The organism is Algoriphagus sp. (genome assembly GCF_030694375.1).
Classification (GTDB): Bacteria; Bacteroidota; Bacteroidia; order Cytophagales; family Cyclobacteriaceae; genus Algoriphagus.
The window spans coordinates 407,559-424,533 of record NZ_JAUXYL010000007.1 but is presented as its reverse complement, the minus strand read 5'-3'; the positions used below and the strand labels follow the sequence as shown (position 1 = coordinate 424,533).

17 protein-coding genes and 4 tRNA genes are annotated in these 16,975 nt (G+C 42.2%); 12 read left to right on the top strand and 9 right to left on the bottom strand.

Annotation, left to right across the window (positions count from 1 at the left end; translation table 11 throughout):
- Positions 1-113 precede the first annotated feature (113 nt).
- The 3 genes from Q8M62_RS03165 to Q8M62_RS03155 are packed head-to-tail and all read left to right on the top strand — an operon-like array spanning position 114 to position 2,354.
- The gene (locus Q8M62_RS03165) at positions 114-1,166 is read left to right on the top strand and encodes a sugar phosphate isomerase/epimerase (protein WP_304899214.1); all 1,053 of its coding nucleotides are present in this window, start codon (positions 114-116) and stop codon (positions 1,164-1,166) included.
- Between the two features lie 24 nt (positions 1,167-1,190).
- A complete protein-coding gene (locus Q8M62_RS03160) occupies positions 1,191-1,610 on the top strand; it encodes a c-type cytochrome (RefSeq protein ID WP_304899213.1) in 420 nt (139 codons plus the stop codon).
- Between the two features lie 3 nt (positions 1,611-1,613).
- Complete coding sequence (locus Q8M62_RS03155) at positions 1,614-2,354, top strand: DUF1080 domain-containing protein (RefSeq protein WP_304899212.1); 741 nt, start codon at positions 1,614-1,616, stop codon at positions 2,352-2,354.
- Positions 2,355-2,413: 59 nt separating this feature from the next.
- Here the strand turns inward: Q8M62_RS03155 and Q8M62_RS03150 are convergent, their stop codons facing one another.
- Positions 2,414-2,950: an SH3 domain-containing protein gene (locus Q8M62_RS03150; protein ID WP_245693183.1), complete on the bottom strand. Its 537-nt coding sequence runs from the start codon at positions 2,948-2,950 to the stop codon at positions 2,414-2,416.
- A 312-nt stretch (positions 2,951-3,262) separates the two neighbouring features.
- On the opposite strand from Q8M62_RS03150, the gene Q8M62_RS03145 reads away from it, so the two are divergent.
- The 4 genes from Q8M62_RS03145 to Q8M62_RS03130 all read left to right on the top strand — a co-directional run bounded on the left by Q8M62_RS03145 (position 3,263) and on the right by Q8M62_RS03130 (position 3,711).
- Positions 3,263-3,335, top strand: a tRNA-Lys gene (locus Q8M62_RS03145).
- 77 nt (positions 3,336-3,412) lie between these two features.
- Positions 3,413-3,486: transfer RNA gene (locus Q8M62_RS03140), tRNA-Pro, on the top strand.
- 29 nt (positions 3,487-3,515) lie between these two features.
- Positions 3,516-3,589: transfer RNA gene (locus Q8M62_RS03135), tRNA-Arg, on the top strand.
- 49 nt (positions 3,590-3,638) lie between these two features.
- Positions 3,639-3,711, top strand: a tRNA-Lys gene (locus Q8M62_RS03130).
- Between the two features lie 40 nt (positions 3,712-3,751).
- On the opposite strand, the gene Q8M62_RS03125 is transcribed toward Q8M62_RS03130, so the two are convergent.
- Positions 3,752-4,372 (bottom strand): LON peptidase substrate-binding domain-containing protein, encoded by a 621-nt coding sequence (locus tag Q8M62_RS03125; protein WP_304899211.1) that lies wholly within the window; start codon positions 4,370-4,372, stop codon positions 3,752-3,754.
- A gap of 99 nt (positions 4,373-4,471) precedes the next feature.
- Complete coding sequence (gene gap / locus Q8M62_RS03120) at positions 4,472-5,476, bottom strand: type I glyceraldehyde-3-phosphate dehydrogenase (RefSeq protein WP_304899210.1); 1,005 nt, start codon at positions 5,474-5,476, stop codon at positions 4,472-4,474.
- A gap of 253 nt (positions 5,477-5,729) precedes the next feature.
- Between gap and Q8M62_RS03115 the strand changes: the two genes are divergently transcribed.
- Entirely contained in the window at positions 5,730-6,602 is an 873-nt protein-coding gene (locus Q8M62_RS03115; protein ID WP_304899209.1) for a serine protease, read from the top strand.
- A gap of 38 nt (positions 6,603-6,640) precedes the next feature.
- Here the strand turns inward: Q8M62_RS03115 and Q8M62_RS03110 are convergent, their stop codons facing one another.
- From Q8M62_RS03110 to Q8M62_RS03090, 5 genes are all read right to left on the bottom strand, one after another.
- Positions 6,641-8,872, bottom strand: a complete 2,232-nt coding sequence (locus tag Q8M62_RS03110; protein ID WP_304899208.1) for an NADP-dependent isocitrate dehydrogenase — start codon at positions 8,870-8,872, stop codon at positions 6,641-6,643.
- 171 nt (positions 8,873-9,043) lie between these two features.
- Positions 9,044-9,841 carry an amidohydrolase gene (locus tag Q8M62_RS03105; RefSeq protein ID WP_304899207.1) on the bottom strand — a complete coding sequence of 266 codons (798 nt, stop codon included), beginning with the start codon at positions 9,839-9,841 and terminating at the stop codon, positions 9,044-9,046.
- On the bottom strand, positions 9,841-10,395 hold the full coding sequence (def, locus tag Q8M62_RS03100; protein ID WP_092728946.1) for a peptide deformylase: 555 nt from the start codon (positions 10,393-10,395) through the stop codon (positions 9,841-9,843). The genes Q8M62_RS03105 and def overlap by 1 nt, the downstream gene beginning before the upstream one ends.
- Positions 10,392-10,805, bottom strand: coding sequence for a Holliday junction resolvase RuvX (gene ruvX, locus Q8M62_RS03095; RefSeq protein WP_304899206.1), 414 nt, complete (start codon positions 10,803-10,805; stop codon positions 10,392-10,394). Before ruvX ends, def begins: the two co-directional genes overlap by 4 nt.
- Positions 10,805-11,563, bottom strand: coding sequence for a hemerythrin HHE cation-binding protein (locus Q8M62_RS03090; protein WP_304899205.1), 759 nt, complete (start codon positions 11,561-11,563; stop codon positions 10,805-10,807). The genes ruvX and Q8M62_RS03090 overlap by 1 nt, the downstream gene beginning before the upstream one ends.
- A gap of 154 nt (positions 11,564-11,717) precedes the next feature.
- Here Q8M62_RS03090 and Q8M62_RS03085 point away from each other — a divergent pair, with 154 nt between their 5' ends.
- Both Q8M62_RS03085 and Q8M62_RS03080 read left to right on the top strand, forming a co-directional pair.
- The gene (locus Q8M62_RS03085; RefSeq protein ID WP_304899204.1) at positions 11,718-13,370 is read left to right on the top strand and encodes a S41 family peptidase; all 1,653 of its coding nucleotides are present in this window, start codon (positions 11,718-11,720) and stop codon (positions 13,368-13,370) included.
- Positions 13,371-13,470: 100 nt separating this feature from the next.
- Positions 13,471-13,908, top strand: coding sequence for a VOC family protein (locus Q8M62_RS03080; protein WP_304899203.1), 438 nt, complete (start codon positions 13,471-13,473; stop codon positions 13,906-13,908).
- Positions 13,909-13,969: 61 nt separating this feature from the next.
- Here the strand turns inward: Q8M62_RS03080 and Q8M62_RS03075 are convergent, their stop codons facing one another.
- Complete coding sequence (locus tag Q8M62_RS03075) at positions 13,970-14,701, bottom strand: nitroreductase family protein (protein ID WP_304899202.1); 732 nt, start codon at positions 14,699-14,701, stop codon at positions 13,970-13,972.
- 90 nt (positions 14,702-14,791) lie between these two features.
- Between Q8M62_RS03075 and Q8M62_RS03070 the strand changes: the two genes are divergently transcribed.
- Both Q8M62_RS03070 and Q8M62_RS03065 read left to right on the top strand, forming a co-directional pair.
- Entirely contained in the window at positions 14,792-16,282 is a 1,491-nt protein-coding gene (locus tag Q8M62_RS03070; protein WP_304899201.1) for a DUF5687 family protein, read from the top strand.
- Complete coding sequence (locus Q8M62_RS03065) at positions 16,279-16,974, top strand: ABC transporter ATP-binding protein (protein WP_304899200.1); 696 nt, start codon at positions 16,279-16,281, stop codon at positions 16,972-16,974. The genes Q8M62_RS03070 and Q8M62_RS03065 overlap by 4 nt, the downstream gene beginning before the upstream one ends.
- Position 16,975 lies beyond the last annotated feature (1 nt).

Here is a 16,975-nt window from a genome sequence, read left to right as displayed (position 1 = left end):
TAAAAAACAAAATATAAACACATGAAATCGAGCATGAAGGATGATTCTCATCGCCATGAGATTATCAACTAAGCGAGATTCCATATGACAATTCAAAATCAAATTATAAACACATGAAAACTATCAAAGGTCCGGCAATCTTTTTGGCTCAATTTGCCGATGACAAGGCCCCTTTTAACAATTTGAAAAATATCAGCAATTACATGGCTGATTTGGGCTACAAGGCAGTACAGATTCCAAGCTGGGACGGTAGGTTAATTGACCTCCAAAAAGCAGCCGAAAGCAAAACTTACGCGGACGAAATTAAAGGAGTCGTGGAAGATGCAGGAATGGAAATTTCTGAACTTTCAACCCATTTGCAAGGTCAGCTTGTGGCCGTACATCCTGCCTACAACGAGCTATTCGACGGTTTTGCTCCTGCGAATTTAAAAGGTGACCTGAAAGGAAAATCAGCATGGGCCACTCAGCAGTTAAAATATGCTGCTAAAGCTTCTGCAAACCTCGGTTTAACAGCACATGCGACATTCTCAGGTGCATTAATGTGGCATACGGTGTATCCTTGGCCACAACGACCTGCGGGATTGGTTGAGACAGGTTTTACAGAATTGGCAAAAAGATGGCTGCCGATTTTGAATGAATTCGACTCTTATGGGGTAGACGTTTGCTATGAACTTCACCCAGGTGAAGATTTACATGATGGCATTACATTCGAGATGTTTCTTGAAAAAGTAGGCGGGCACAAGCGGGCAAATATCCTTTATGACCCAAGCCATTTTGTGCTTCAATGTTTGGATTACCTCCAGTTTATTGATTTCTATCACGACCGGATCAAAATGTTCCATGTAAAAGACGCTGAGTTTAACCCCACCGGAAAGCAGGGCGTATATGGTGGGTTTCAGGGTTGGGTGGAACGTGCCGGAAGATTCCGTTCCCTTGGTGATGGACAGGTTGATTTTGCTGGTATATTTAGCAAACTTTCGCAGTATGATTACAGCGGATGGGCAGTCTTAGAGTGGGAGTGTGCAATCAAGCATCCTGAACAAGGTGCGGCAGAAGGAGCACCTTTCATCGAAAGTCATATCATAAGAGTAACCGAAAAGGCGTTTGATGATTTTGCGGGAACTGGAGCTGATGAAGCATTCAACAAAAAAGTATTGGGAATCTGATTAAATTAAAACAACTACTTAAAAATGAAAATCAACAATTTATTGAACGTGGGACTGATTGCATTGGCCGGGTTGACCTTTGCATGTGGAGGAGGAGAGAAGGCAGCCGAAACAACTGCGGAGCCTGTTGCAGCTGCACCAGCAAAAGAAATGAGTCTGGAAGAAAAATACCAAAATGATCCGATTTATATCAAAGGATTGGAAAAGGTAAAAGCCTCAGACTGTACTTCTTGTCATATGGTAGCACGGAAAATTGTAGGACCTTCTTACGCAGAGGTAGCAGAGAAGTACGAAAATACCGAAGCATACGTGACTATGCTTGCAACAAAAGTAATTCAAGGCGGAGTCGGCGTTTGGGGAGAAGTTCCAATGCCAGCGCATCCGGGACTAAGTGAAGAAGACGCGAAAGATATGGTTCGATACGTTCTTCTCCTTAAGAAATAACCCATGAGGAAGAGCTATTTGGCAATGTGGGCAGCGGCAGGACTTCTTGCCGCCTGTTCCGCACCTAAATCTGAAGAATCCTCGAGTGCGGATTCTGTAGCGATGGGAGCACCTACCGAGGAATGGATATCACTATTCGATGGCCAGACATTTAACGGGTGGTCAAAATATGGAGGAGGTGAAGTAGGAAAGGCCTGGAAGATTGAAAATGGAGCACTTTTTCTTGACGCTGCCAATAAAGATGGCTGGCAGACCGGTGATGGTGGTGACATTATTACAAATGAAGAGTTTGAAAATTTCCACTTTAAGTATGAATGGAAAATTGCACCAAACGGAAACAGTGGAGTAATCTTCTTAGTCCACGAATCTCCGGAATATCAATATCCGTGGCAAACAGGACCTGAAATGCAGGTTTTGGATAACAATGGACATCCTGATGCCAAAATCATTAGCCACCGCGCAGGTGATCTTTACGATTTGATCGTAAGCAGTCAGGAAACAGTAAAGCCTGTCGGCGAATGGAATCAGGCTGAGATCATAGTCAATCAAGCCAAACTAGATCTGGTCCTCAATGGAGTAACTATCGTGTCTACGTCACTTTGGACACCTGAATGGGAGGCTTTGATTGCGAAAAGCAAGTTCAAGGATATGCCTGGATTCGGGAAGTACAAAAAGGGGAAAATAGCGCTCCAAGATCATGGAGATGTAGTCCACTACCGAAATCTTCAAATCAAAAACTTATAACGCCAAAAGCCTCGAGATTCTCGAGGCTTTTTAGTTTTCTTCTTGTTTGAATCGGAAGTTTAAAGTCTAGTCACGTTGTCTTTGCGGATGTATGCAATCTTTTCTTTCCATTCTACCTCATACCAGATGTCCTTGGATGATTTGATTTTTACGCGATGTCCTGGTTCTACCAAATCAACCAATTCGCCTCCGGCACTTGGTTTAGAAACAATTAATGTCGGACTTTTTGTTACTAAAGCTGCATTTTGAGCCTTCAGAAAATTGTTGGTAGCAAAAATCAAAGTTATCAACAGAACGGATGGCCAATAAAATCTGGCTTCTGTCAGTTTGTTCCCTTTTGACCAGAGGAATATCAAAGAAATAATCAAAATCAAGGTTAATGCACCGACGATTATTTCCTTGAACTCCACAAGAAAAAGTACGAATCTCATTCCGTCACTCACTTCGTATCCTATCAATTCGGTTTGTCCCGTTAAGCTCTTTATTTTTGTTATGGTTTGTGGATTGGGGCTGAGGTCATAGAACTTGCTGAGGTAAAGCGTAGCGTTTTCTTTATCTCCGATTCCCTCCGTGATAAATGCCATTTTGAGTAACATCGAAGGTGAATAGATACCCAATTGGTAGTTTGTTTGATAAATTTCCAGCGCTTCTTTATAACTTCTCTGTGCGAACAAAGAATCTGCGACCAAAAGTTGCGGTACATTGGCCTGACAATGAATACTTTGCAGGAGCACGAAAAAAAATATGGAAAGTTTTGTCAGAAAGATTGAATTGAGGCTTGGCATTTAGAATTCAGAGTCATAAATTTGCAGTCCAATTACGGCATTGATCTAGCAAAAAGCAAGTCTGATTAGTCAATTTGGAAGATTTAAGAAAGCTAAAAGAAGTTTTCAATTTGTAAAATAAATGATTCTGTAGCTCAGCTGGTAGAGCAATACACTTTTAATGTATGGGTCCTGGGTTCGAATCCCAGCGGGATCACAATTTTAATTCGCAAGGAGTTAAAATTCTCAGTGAGTTAACAAACTGGTTGGAAGTAAGTAAGAAAAAAAAGTCTTCGGGGTGTAGCGTAGCCCGGTATCGCGCCACATTTGGGATGTGGAGGTCGTAGGTTCGAATCCTGCCACCCCGACTTAATTAATAACTAGAAGTAGTTATCCTGGTCCGCTAGCTCAGCTGGATAGAGCAACTGCCTTCTAAGCAGTAGGTCTTAGGTTCGAATCCTAAGCGGATCACAAAAGAAATGAGCGGAATTCGTTCCGCTTTTTTGTTTAATTAAAATATGATTCTGTAGCTCAGCTGGTAGAGCAATACACTTTTAATGTATGGGTCCTGGGTTCGAATCCCAGCGGGATCACTAAAGCAGACTAGAAATGGTCTGCTTTTCTTATTTTACATTAAAAATTCAAGGGGTCTAAATACCTGTGGTGTCCATTTAACTTAATTTTTTCTTTAGCGCTTTCCACTGCTTTTATTACTGGGATCATTCGCTTGAAGTGATTTATTAAAAAATTCGTCCTTTCACTTTCTGATTCCATTTGAAGAAGTTCTAGTTCTTCTTCCAATCGCAATCCAACCTTATGGGCAAAAGTGAAGGAATTGACCAAAAGATGGTCAAATTCCACTTCAAAATTCAGCAGGTGAAGCATCTCCTTCAGGTAAAAAATAAACTCATGATGCTGTACATCTGTAATCTTTGGGTCGTCCTTGAGAAAGTCCACTTTTCCTCCCGAATAGAGTTTACCGCGCATTGGATTGTCAAAGGTTAAAATTTTGAATGCTCTCAATCCTCTCGTCTGAATATCCAATCGACCATCATCATAGCGCTTGTTTATTTTTTCCAACATGACTTCAGTCCCATAACCACTCAGTTGATTGGTAAAAACACAAATACCAAAACTTGTTTTATTCTCTTCTACATCAGCTAGGAGTTCCTGATACCTTGGCTCGAAGATGTGAAGGTTTAATTCTTCGCCCGGGAAGGCAATGAGTTTGAGTGGAAAAAAAGGGAGGTACATGTTGGATCTTTTAGATGGTAACTTACCAACAACTATTTGGTTGCCGATTTCAATCCTTCTGCAGCAAAAAAGCCCCGAATCTCTTCGAGGCTTTTTAATTTATTTATTCGCGATGTAAGCGAGAAGCTCTATTACTTTGTTGGAATAACCCCATTCGTTGTCATACCAAGACACAACTTTGACAAATGTGTCGGACAGTTGAATTCCTGCTCCCGCATCAAAAATAGAGGTTCTGGAATCTCCAAGGAAATCAGTAGAAACGACCTCATCTTCGGTATATCCCAAAACACCTTTCATGGTAGTCTCAGACACTTCCTTCATTTTAGCGCAGATTTCAGCATATTTTGCCGGCTTTTTCAGTCTCACCGTCAAATCAACGACAGAGACGTTAGGGGTCGGCACGCGGAATGCCATACCGGTCAATTTCCCGTTCAATTCAGGGATTACCTTGCCCACCGCTTTAGCGGCACCGGTAGAGGATGGAATGATATTTTGACTGGCTCCACGTCCGCCTCTCCAATCTTTGGCAGATGGACCATCCACTGTCTTTTGAGTGGCTGTAGTCGCGTGAACGGTAGTCATCAGTCCTTCTTCGATGCCCCAGTTGTCATTTAACACCTTGGCGATCGGAGCCAAACAGTTGGTCGTGCAAGACGCGTTGGATACGAACACCATATCAGAAGTGTATGAGCTTTCATTTACACCCATTACAAACATCGGTGTATCGTCTTTAGATGGGGCAGACATGATTACTTTTTTAGCACCTGCATCAATATGACCCTGAGCAGTCTCTTTTGTAAGAAAAATTCCCGTGCACTCGATCACGTAATCGGCTCCAACTTCACCCCACTTTAGGGCAGCAGGACTTTTTTCTGCAGTTACTCGGATTTTATTTCCATTCACGATTAAGGATCCATCTTTTACTTCTACTGTTCCTTTAAACTGACCGTGAGTTGAGTCATATTTTAGCATATATGCCATGTAGTCTACATCGATCAAGTCATTGATAGCAACTACTTGCATGTCTTCCCTTTCTTGCGCTACGCGAAAGGCGAGTCGTCCGATTCTTCCGAATCCGTTGATTCCTACTTTAATTTTGCTCATAAGTATTGTTGATTTTGAATATAGGTTTGATTTCACAAACTTGGTCCGGAAGCCACGTTTGGCTAAAATATCCTGACTTTTGGCTAAGTTATTACAAATAAACGGTTAGCCCAAACTTCTTGCAGGTGGTTACAGATCCAAATGCTATTTGGATAATTTCAATCGATTTCGTGCTAAAATATTTTTAGAATCAATTTGAAAGTTGATTCTTTGGGAAATAAAGAAGAGTTTAAAAATAAAATAACACTAGCCCATGTTTGTAAATGCCATACAGCGAGTTGCCGGATTTACTCGTGCAATTCATTCCATTTCAAGAAATTTCGGAAGCACCAAAGTCGAGCGGGGAGCTGCTACACTTTTTTTTGTAAATCAGGAAGGATGGGCCTTGACCTGCAAGCATGTCGCTCAATGGCTTACCCAAGCTGACGCCATCAATAAAAAATATGAGCAATATCAGAATGAATCCAAAAACTTAAATACTGGGCAAAAGAAGGCTTTGGCTAAAAGAATGGGCTTGGATGAGTCAAAAACTGCTGAGATGAAAGTGACCTTTGTCGATTGTGTGGATCATATTTCCAACATTCGTTTTTTCCTTCATCCCGAATATGACCTTGCAGTTTTGAAATTTGAAGGATTTCAAAAGGTTTCTATTTCCGGGAATCCACTCTTTTTAAAAGAAGATCAAAGTGCTCAGCCAGGTGCGATGCTCTGTCGATTGGGGTTTCCATTTCCTGAGTTTTCCAACTTTCAACTGAATACAGAAAAAGACACCTTGGAGTGGACAAAAATTGGTCAACCCAGATCTCCCCGCTTTCCCATTGAAGGGATGCTGACTCGATTTTTGGGAGATAAAGCCGGAAAAGTATATGGAATAGAGATGAGCACACCGGGTCTTCGGGGCCAAAGTGGTGGTCCTTTATTTGATCCGGAAGGTAGAATAGTAGGAATGCAAAGCCGTACAAAGCATTTGCATTTGGGGTTTGATATCGAAGAGAAAGAAGTGATTGCCCATGGTAAAGTCAAAAAAGTAAATGATTATGCATTTATCCATTTAGGAGAATGCATTCACGTTTCGGTGATCAAAGAGTTTCTCAGGAAAAATGAAGTAAGCTTTGAGGAAGGGTAATAAAAAAGCCGGATCAGATAGACCCGGCCTATAGTTGATTAAATTAAGGAAGTTAGGATTTCGTTGAAGGTCTTACTGGGCCGCATGGCAATGGAGGTTTTGGATACATCTGGTCTGAAGTACCCCCCGATATCCACCGGTTTACCTTGAGAACTATTGTACTCCTCTACAATCTTGGCCTCATTTTCTTCCAAAGCTTTCGCTATTGGGGCAAATTTCGAGCGTAGTCCTGCATCTTTATTCTGTGCGGCCAATGCCTCTGCCCAGTATAATGCAAGGTAAAAGTGTCCGCCTCGATTGTCTAATTTGCCTACCACCCGTGCCGGTGACTTGTCATTTTCCAGCCATTTTCCGGTTGCCTTATCAAGGGTTTCTCCTAGTAATAGTGCTTCGGGATTATTGAATGTCTGACCTAAATGTTCTAGGGACACTGCAAGTGCCAAAAATTCACCCAACGAATCCCATCTCAAATGACCTTCCTCGGTAAATTGTTCCACATGCTTCGGTGCAGAACCGCCCGCACCCGTTTCGAATAAGCCTCCTCCATTCATGAGTGGCACGATGGAAAGCATTTTAGCAGAAGTTCCAACTTCCAAAATCGGGAACAAATCCGTCAAATAATCTCTCAATACATTTCCGGTTACGGAAATGGTATCTTTTCCTTCTTTGATGCGCTGGCAGGAGAAAATGGTCGCTTCCACTGGAGGCATGATGTGAATCTCCAAGCCTGTCGTGTCATGATTTGGCAAATATTGATTCACTTTATTGATCAATTCGGCATCGTGTGCACGCTGTGGGTCTAGCCAGAAAACAGCCGGAGTATTCGAAAGTCTTGCTCTTGATACAGCTAATTTTACCCAATCCTGAATTGGAGCGTCTTTGGTCTGGCACATTCTCCAGATATCACCTGCTTCCACTTGGTGTGAAAGCAAAACAGTTCCTTTGTCATCAATTACTTTTACAGTTCCGGAGAAAGGAACCTCAAAGGTTTTGTCATGCGAACCATATTCTTCCGCCTTTTGGGCCATCAAGCCAACATTGGGCACACTCCCCATCGTGGCGGGATTGAAGGCTCCGTTGTCTTTGCAAAAGTCAATCGTCGCCTGATAAACTCCGGCATACGATCTGTCAGGAATCACCGCTTTAGTGTCTTGCAGTTTGCCGGCCTTATTCCACATTTGACCGGAAGTACGGATCATAGCAGGCATGGATGCATCGATGATTACATCGCTTGGGACGTGAAGGTTAGTGATTCCTCTGTCAGAATTCACCATCGCCACATCGGGGCTTTCTGCATAGCAAGCCTCGATATCTGCGAGAATATCCGCTTTTTTCTCGGCTGGTAGCTTTTCCAGATTGGCTAAAAGATCACCAAAACCGTTGTTCACGTCCACACCAAGGGAATCGAACGTTTCACCATGTTTTTCAAACACCGGCTCAAAAAACACCTTCACCGCATGACCAAAAATGATCGGATCTGAAACCTTCATCATGGTAGCTTTTAAGTGCAGTGAAAAGAGAACACCTTTAGATTTGGCATCAGCTTTGGCTTTTTTAAAGAAAGCTTTTAAAGCAGAGACACTTAGCGTAGCAGCATCGACTACTTCACCCTCCATTAGCTTTAATCCGGCTTTTAAAGTCTCTTTTTTTCCATCTTCACCAACCAACTCTATGTTGACCGAAGTGGCAGAAGCTATGGTCAGTGATTTCTCGCTGCCATAAAAATCCCCCTCTGTCATGCTATCCACGTGTGTTTTGGAATCTGCAGACCACTTACCCATAGAATGGGGATGCTGTCTGGCGTAGTTTTTTACAGCCAAAGGTGCCCGTCGGTCGGAATTTCCCTCGCGAAGGACAGGATTTACAGCAGAGCCTTTGATCTTGTCATATTTGGTTTTAATATTTTTTTCTTCTTCCGTTTTTGGCTCTTCGGGATAGTCAGGAAGTGCAAATCCTTGGGATTTAAGCTCCTTGATTGCAGCTTTCAACTGAGGGACAGAAGCCGAAATATTTGGCAGTTTTACAATGTTAGCCTCGGGAGTGGTTGCGATTTTCCCCAGTTCAGCAAGATCGTCTTTGATTTGCTGCTCTGGTTTTAGGTATTCTGGAAAAGTCGCGATAATTCTTCCTGAAAGAGAAATGTCACGGGTCTCCACCTGAACTCCGGCGGATTTGGTGAATGCTTGAACAATAGGCAGTAGCGAATACGTCGCTAAGGCTGGAGCCTCATCGGTCAGCGTGTAGAGGATTTTTGGAGTTTGGTTACTCATAGTTTATGGAATGCTAAAAAGGATTGGCCTGTTTCGCTTTTTGGAGGTTTGGCTGGACAGCCATCAGGTGAAAAGTGATAACAGGATCGAAATTTATGGGCCTAAAATACGAAAATTAGGTTTGTTTCAAATTCCGCTTAAGGAAAGGTTCGGTGTTAATTATTTTCTGATCTAGAGGATTTGAAAGGAATCCGCATCTCTCCATGCCGGAAATTTGGAGCGGTACACCTCCAACTCGTTGGCTGAAAACGAAACAATTTGAATTTCTTCTTTTTCTGCTAAATCTAGAATTTTCTCCCCCTTAAAATTATAAGCAGCCGAATGTCCATTGTATGTAATCCACTTCCCATCGATGCCTACTCGATTCACTCCAATGGAAAAGGATAAGTTTTCAATAGCCCGAGCCGGCAAAAGAGCATCCCATGCCGAAACTCGGGAAGCGGGCCAAGAGGCGACGAAAAAAAGAATGTCATACCCAGCGTTTCCCTGATCCCAACCATTTCTTGACCAAACTGGAAATCTCAAATCATAACAAACCTGAGGGCAAAATTTCCAGCCTTTGAGCGAGAACACCGGTAGTTTTTTTCCGGCAGAAAATGTTTCCTCCTCCTTGGCCATTCGGAACAGGTGCCGCTTGTCATAATGCTCCACGATTCCCTCCGGATTTACCCAAAGCAGCCGGTTAAAAAACTTTCCTCCTTCGGAAATAATCGCACTGCCTGTAAGCGTAGCCTGAGTTTGCGCCGCGAGTTGTTTCATCCATTTGCAAACAGTCAGATTCATCGGTTCTGCCAGTTTTGAAGCGTCCATGCTAAATCCGGTAGGGAACATTTCCGGAAGGATGATTAGATCAGCGTTGCCTTTTAATCCCCAGATTTTCTCCTCCAGCATGGCCAGATTGGCGGTTTTGTCTTCCCAGTGCAAGTCGGTCTGGACTAAGGCAATGCGGATTTCTGGGATTTTTTCCATTATCTCAACGGATAGATCATTCGGTAATCTGTGGAAATTTTTCCTTTACTGACGTCAATGAGCTTGGATTGAATCAGTCGTTTTTTCAGTCCTTTCAGATAGTCGATAAAAAGTATCCCTTCCAAATGGTCGTATTCATGTTGGATAACTCTTGCAGTCATTCCTGAGAACTCTTCTTCCTTGAGATTCCAATTTTCATCGTAATACTCGATGGTCAATTTATCTGGTCGAATGATTTCTGCGCGGACTTCGGGAATACTCAGACATCCTTCCTCGAAGCTGTAGTCATCCCCATATTCATCCAGAATAATCGGGTTAATAAAGGCTCTTCGTATTCCTTTTTCTTCATCTTTTTCGTCCAGCATCAAGGTGCTGTCAATGACAAAAAGGCGAACACCTTGATTGATCTGCGGAGCAGCCAGTCCGACGCCATTTGCAAAATCCATGGTCGCGTACATGTCATTGATCAGGGCTTTAATATCTGTGCCTTCAGCAATTTCTTCCGCTTCTTTTTTCAGGATGGGATTGCCGTAAGCAACTATAGGGTAAATCATTGTCTTTCGAGATAGGATTGTAAGATAATTGCTGCTGATACTTTGTCCAGATTGCCGGCTTTTTCGATTCGGTCTTTCTTTTTGCTGCCCATGGCAATCATACTTTGCATGGCCATTTTGGAAGTGAAACGCTCATCCACTAGGACTATTTTTTTTTCCGGAAAAACTTTTTCCAGTTCTTCTTTCAGTTTCATTACTCGTGGAGTCATCTCATTGTCCTGACCGTTGAGACGGATGGGAAGACCGAGGACAAATGCCTCAACTTCTTCCTTTACACAGTAAGCTTTGAGATAGTTCATCAGTTGACCAGTCTCGATTGTTTCCAAGGGATTGGCTAGAATTTTCAATGGATCGGTAACAGCCAATCCAGTGCGCTTAGTTCCAAGATCTATAGCAAGGACTCTTGGCATCAGTTGGTCTGGATTTTCTTTCGGATTCTCCGAAGTGCTTCTTTTTCTAATTCAACGGCTTTTGGAAATAGTAATTCATCTTCGATTTTAGCATGAATAGAAAGTTCCCGCTCGAAGTTTTGAAGTTCATGGAATAGGACTTTCATCGTCAAGGGTGCATTTTCTTCCAATACATAGTCTTTGGTCAGACGGCGGATTCCTTCCATTTCGTCATCATGGATTTCATGCTGGTCAGCTAGCATGTGAATGGGGTCTTTTTCCAAAATCGTCAACGCGTCCTGTATTTTAAAATGGCCATCTTCTATATCCTGAAGAAGCTCAATTCGCTTGAAGAGACGACTTTCTTCTTCATGGATGTGATGAATAAAGTCGTCGACAAAAAGTGGAAACATAATTTTCAAGTCGGCTAGCAAGGCTCCAAATTCCTGTTCCGGCTTAATGCCAGAAATGAGATTGGAAAGAAAAGGGAGTTCTTGGCGGACAAAGTAGTAGTGCTTCTTTTTTAAGTAGGCGACCAGAAGTTCGATTGGGTTCAGGTAGAGTTCTTCCGGGGTAGGGTCTTTTCGTTTTGCCCAAGATTCCAATTCGGCGATCAGAACTCTAGGCTCGACTTTATGTTTTTTACAAACTTTCTCAAGCGAATCTGTAGGGTACTGATAAAAACTGATTCCGAAATAGTGTAAAACAGCTGCAAGAACGTAGTTTTCAGAAACTAATTCCCCCACTGAAGTCTTTTCGAAATCCCGATTCAAGTACATTGCACAAAAATAATTTTTTTTGAACGAAAAAAAGGGAATTAATCTGACCTTTATCTAGACCTGTCGTATAAACAATCGTTAATTTTATCTAAAATCTGCATTTCGCAAGATCATTTTGCTGTAGTTTGAGTTATTGAATAAAAATCGAGAAATAGTGAGCGAGACCAAAAACACAAAATCACAAATCCGTCTTCCAATCATACTTGCCTTAGCCATCTCTGCGGGGATCTGGATCGGAGCAACTTTTGCTGAACCTAAAGGCAACCAAAATGATCTTCGGGCGGCATTGTACAAGCTCCAAGAAATCATGACCTATATCAATCGTGACTATGTGGATAGTGTCAACACGAATGAATTGGTGGAATTTGGTATCACCAAAATGCTTGAAAATCTCGACCCCCACTCCAGCTATATTCCGGCAAGGGATGCTTCATTGGCTCAATCTCAATTAGAGGGTGAATTTGACGGGATCGGAGTAGAATTTGGAATTATCCGAGACACGATTTATGTCGTCGCTCCGTTAACAGGGGGACCGTCTGAGGCGCTTGGTATCCAGTCGGGTGATCAAATCATCAGTGTGGATGGTAAAAATGTCGCTGGAATTGGAATCACTAACCGGGATGTGTTTGACTATCTGAGAGGTCCAAGAGGCTCAAAAGTATTGGTGGAGATCAAACGTAAAAATCAACCCAGTCTGATACCGTACGAAATCACACGGGATAAAATCCCGCAATACAGTATCAATGCGTCCTACATGATCAATAACGAGATCGGTTACATCAAAGTAACCCGATTTGCAGCAACGACCTATGAGGAATTCAAAACCTCGCTGGCGCTATTGCAGGGTAAGGGGATGAAAAAGCTGATCATAGATCTCCAGGGAAATCCCGGTGGATACATGGGTGCTGCCATTAATATGGCAGACGAATTACTTGGAGATCGGGACTTGATCGTTTCTCAGGTAGGTAAAGTGAGTCAATATAGCCAAAAGGCATATGCCTTTAAGCCGGGCATGTTTGAAGAGGGATCTGTCATTGTTTTAATTAATGAAGGTTCGGCTTCAGCATCGGAAATTTTAGCCGGAGCCATACAGGATAATGATCGTGGCCTGATTGTAGGAAGAAGATCTTTTGGAAAAGGCTTGGTTCAAATGCCGATTGATTTGTCAGACGGAGCAGAATTGAGATTGACCATCGCGAGGTATTTTACACCCTCAGGAAGATCCATTCAAAAACCTTATGACTCAAATTATGGAGCGTATGAAACAGATCTTCTTAAGCGGTATGAGCACGGGGAGTTTTTCTCCGCCGACAGTATCAAATTTAATGACAGCCTAAAATTCGAAACCAAAAAAGGACGGACAGTTTATGGCGGCGGCGGCATTATGCCGGATTATTTTGTGGCCTTGGACACGACCATGAACAGTCCTTATGTCAACAGACTGTTTAATACCGATTCCTCCCGTGAGTTTATCCTTGATTTTGTCACAAAAAATAAGGCTGATTTCGCTCAAATGAGCTTGGACAAGTATTATACCGATTATAAGGTAAGTGATGCGATGTTGATGGAATTGGTAGAATATGGTAAAAAGAATAAAGTTGAATTTGATTCCAAGGGATTTAACAAGTCAAAAGAATACCTGAGGATCTTAGTGAAAGCTCACCTTGGTCGGCAAATCTACGATGATAATGCCTTCTATAAAGTGATCAATGATATCAACGAAGTCTATGTTCAGGCGATGAATCTTTTTGGTGAAGCGGATCGAATTTCGATGGCAACCAATCTGAAAGTCGAAGGAGTAGAATAATTTTCACTTAAAATTAAATTCCAGAAACCAATCCATTTCGGGTTGGCTTTTTCATTTTGGAGAAAAAGGCCTATCATTAAATGCATAAACCCAAAAGTCTATGAAAAGCTTGCTTACAATTTCATTATTCTTTCTTGCCATGAGCTCCTTTGCACAGATCAAAGTCAACCATATTGCCGTCCATGTTTCCGACCTGAAAAAGAGCATGTCCTTCTATCAAGATGTCTTGGCACTCCAAGAAATTGAAGAGCCTTTCAAAGACGGCTTACATGCCTGGTATGACATCGGTGGAGGGGCTGCGCTACATTTGATCGAAGCACCAAATATCCCCAAGACAGTATCTAAAGTGAATCATCTCTGCTTTAGTATTCCGGATATGAAGGGATTCATAGAAAATATGAATGCTAAAAGTTACCCTTTCGAAAGTTGGGCGGGCGTCAAAGGAGAAGTGACTAATCGGGTCGATGGAATCAAGCAGATTTACATCCAAGATCCGGATGGGTATTGGCTGGAAATCAATGATGACTACGGGAAATAATAAATTTTAAACTCCAATCCTGAGTAGGGCTCCAAGTTCAAAAATTTTGGAGTTCTTCAATTTATTTTTCAAAGACTAATTCTTGATAAGGTATTCTGAACCGCGCCCCATAGGTGCCCTCAGGTAAACCTTTTCCACAGCCGATCACCATGCAAATTTCGGATGGATCAGGTAGATCCAGAAGTTTTTTGATGCGTTTGGAGTCAATTCCCTCCATCGGACAGGTGTCATATCCAGCCGCCTTCATTCCCAGCATGAAAGTCATAGCTGCAAGTGCAGCACTTTTATGAACAGATATTCTGACATCAGTCTCCCCGACTTCCCTGACCATCGGTTTTTTCATTCCAATCCACCAAGCGATGATTTTTTTCAGTAAAGACCAACCAGGATATTTTCCATAAAGCTTGGGAATAAGTACCCCATAATAGCTCAGCGCTTGCTTCGATTTTTTGTCAGGTTTCCCCTCGTAGATTCCTTTGATGTATTTGTAATTAGCCTTTGCCCGCGATTTCCAAAGGTCTCGGCGGGTCACCACTACGATAAGCTCTCGTGCTGTAGTAGCCGCTTTTTGATTCATGCACAGGCTGGAAAGGGAATCCTTCAAGGGAGAATTTTCCGGCACCCGGATAAAGTTATACAGTTGAAGATTAGAACTGTTGGGAGAAAGTATGGCGGCCTCAAGACATTTCCTGACGATATCACGATCAAAAGGCTCATTTTGGTCAAAAATCCGAACTGATCGCCTTTGATTTACTGCTTCGAAAAATCCTAACTCCTGTATCATAATCTTCATTTATCCTTTTTTGGGCGTAAATCTTCAAAAATATTTCAAGGTTTAAGCATACTTTGCAGCAAGTAAGAATATCTATTTAAACTCAAACATATGTTTTTTACACTTATCCGATTACAATATTTAAAGAGTTTGCGCTCGACTTCCTTTGCAAAAAGCTTATTGACAAATATCCTACTCGGATTTTTGATGTTAGTCCTCTTGGGATATGTCCTTGGTTTGGGGATTTTACTCAAATCTATTCTGGATATAGCTGCACCCGGAGATGATCATATTGCACTGATCAACAGTTTTATGATTTACTTTTTCCTTGCAGAGTTTCTCTATCGCTATTTTATCCAAAAGCTCCCGGTGATCGAACTTGAAAGTCTTCTGCACCTTCCGATTGGGAAGAAAAAGATAATCCAAATGCTCTTGTTGAGATCCTTTGTTTCTCCGCTAAGTATAATTGCGATTTTGCTTTATTTACCATTTACCGTGGAAGTGGTCAGTGCACAATATGGTGCAATGGGAGCCATGACTTGGCTTGCGGCAATCACCTTGACAAGTTGGACCATTCATTGGTTTATGCTTTGGTTCAAGCAGCGATTTGAGGATAGCCTGATTGGGTTATTTGTCATTTTCCTTGTCCTGGTATTGGGCGCAGGCTCGAGCTACATGGGTTGGTTTAATCTGGGAGAAATCATGAAGCCAGTATTCGACTTTTCCTTGGTAAGCCCAATACCATTGGTTGGAATGTTGGCGGTGATGATAGGAGCCTATTTTCTCTGCTTTAAATTCTATGTCTCCAATGCCTATTTGGAAGATTTGTCTGAGGAAGAGGATGTTCGTTTTGTCAACCAGTCTATTGGGTTTTTCTCCAGATTTGGTCTCGCCGGTGAGTTGGCAAACTTAGAGTGGAAACTGATTATCCGACATAAGAAGAGTCGGACTTATCTGATGCTTGCCGGGTTCTTTTTACTTTACGGATTGATTTTTTACAAAAATCCAGCATACTCCACAGAGGGTACAGGCATTCATTGGATGTTTGTTTTCGTAGGGATTTTCATCACGGGAATTTTCATGCTTCAATACGCACAGCTTTTTTTGAGTTGGAATTCTGCGAATTTTGATTTTTTCATATCAAAAAAGCATGGCATCGAAGGCTTGGTTAGAGGGAAATACCTCCTTTTTATGGGAGTTTCTTTTCTTTGTCTCCTAGCCTCAATTCCCTACACATTTTTTGGCTGGCAGCTTTTGTTGCTCCACATATGCTGTTTTTTCTTCAACGTAGGGATTTTGATGCATCTGATCATTTACTTTTCCCTTTGGAAACCTAAACCCATGGATCTCAACAAGGGTGCAATGTTTAATTATGAGGGAGTAGGAGCGGCCCAATTTCTGATGATTCTTCCCATGTTTTTGGCTCCTTATGCAGTTTATTTGCCTTTCGCTTATTTCATTAATGACTATGCAGGATTGCTTGCCTTGGGTATAATTGGCTTACTGGGCTTAATGGCCTTTAAGCCATTGTCCCAAATCAATATCAATCGGGTACTCTCCAACCGTTACGAAATTTCATCTTCATTCCGTCAAGAATTATGATTCAAATTAGCCAACTTAAAAAACAATATAAAGAAGCTGTCGTCCTCGATGTCGCTACCTTGGAGATTCCTAAAGGGGAATGCTTTGGGCTGGTGGGGAATAATGGGGCAGGAAAGACCACCCTATTTCGTATAATTCTTGATCTGGTCAGAGCCACGTCTGGCCATGTCAAAATCAATGGCGAGGATGTGAGCAAAACCGAAGATTGGAAAACTAAAACCGGTGCATATCTTGACGAACACATGCTGTTGGCCTATTTGACGCCGGATGAGTATTTTGAGACTCTGCGAGTGATCTATGGGATGTCAGTCGCAGACCTTAAAAATCACCTCGACCGATTTACCGAATTGTTCAATGATGAGGTGCTGGGCAAAAAGAAATACATCCGCGATCTGTCCAAAGGGAATCTGAAGAAAGTTGGGATCGCTGCCGCTCTGATGGGAAATCCAGATGTCGTTCTGTTGGATGAGCCCTTCGAAAACCTCGACCCGAGTTCGCAGATTCGATTGAAGAAGCTGATTTTGCGGGAAACAGAAAATTCCAGAATTACCTTTTTGATTTCCAGCCACGATCTCAATCATGTCACGGACATCTGCGAGCGGATTGTACTTCTAGAGAAAGGAAAAGTGATCCGGGACCTCAGAGATAAATCCGAAATGATGGCCGAGCTGGAGGCGTATTTTACGGGATAAT

Coding starts and splice junctions, on each gene's coding strand:
- Q8M62_RS03165 (WP_304899214.1), top strand. CDS start 114: ATGAAAACTATCAAAGGTCCGGCAATCTTTTTGGCTCAATTTGCCGAT.
- Q8M62_RS03160 (WP_304899213.1), top strand. CDS start 1,191: ATGAAAATCAACAATTTATTGAACGTGGGACTGATTGCATTGGCCGGG.
- Q8M62_RS03155 (WP_304899212.1), top strand. CDS start 1,614: ATGAGGAAGAGCTATTTGGCAATGTGGGCAGCGGCAGGACTTCTTGCC.
- Q8M62_RS03150 (WP_245693183.1), bottom strand. CDS start 2,950: ATGTTACTCAAAATGGCATTTATCACGGAGGGAATCGGAGATAAAGAA.
- Q8M62_RS03125 (WP_304899211.1), bottom strand. CDS start 4,372: ATGTACCTCCCTTTTTTTCCACTCAAACTCATTGCCTTCCCGGGCGAA.
- gap (WP_304899210.1), bottom strand. CDS start 5,476: ATGAGCAAAATTAAAGTAGGAATCAACGGATTCGGAAGAATCGGACGA.
- Q8M62_RS03115 (WP_304899209.1), top strand. CDS start 5,730: ATGTTTGTAAATGCCATACAGCGAGTTGCCGGATTTACTCGTGCAATT.
- Q8M62_RS03110 (WP_304899208.1), bottom strand. CDS start 8,872: ATGAGTAACCAAACTCCAAAAATCCTCTACACGCTGACCGATGAGGCT.
- Q8M62_RS03105 (WP_304899207.1), bottom strand. CDS start 9,841: ATGGAAAAAATCCCAGAAATCCGCATTGCCTTAGTCCAGACCGACTTG.
- def (WP_092728946.1), bottom strand. CDS start 10,395: ATGATTTACCCTATAGTTGCTTACGGCAATCCCATCCTGAAAAAAGAA.
- ruvX (WP_304899206.1), bottom strand. CDS start 10,805: ATGCCAAGAGTCCTTGCTATAGATCTTGGAACTAAGCGCACTGGATTG.
- Q8M62_RS03090 (WP_304899205.1), bottom strand. CDS start 11,563: ATGTACTTGAATCGGGATTTCGAAAAGACTTCAGTGGGGGAATTAGTT.
- Q8M62_RS03080 (WP_304899203.1), top strand. CDS start 13,471: ATGAAAAGCTTGCTTACAATTTCATTATTCTTTCTTGCCATGAGCTCC.
- Q8M62_RS03075 (WP_304899202.1), bottom strand. CDS start 14,701: ATGAAGATTATGATACAGGAGTTAGGATTTTTCGAAGCAGTAAATCAA.
- Q8M62_RS03070 (WP_304899201.1), top strand. CDS start 14,792: ATGTTTTTTACACTTATCCGATTACAATATTTAAAGAGTTTGCGCTCG.
- Q8M62_RS03065 (WP_304899200.1), top strand. CDS start 16,279: ATGATTCAAATTAGCCAACTTAAAAAACAATATAAAGAAGCTGTCGTC.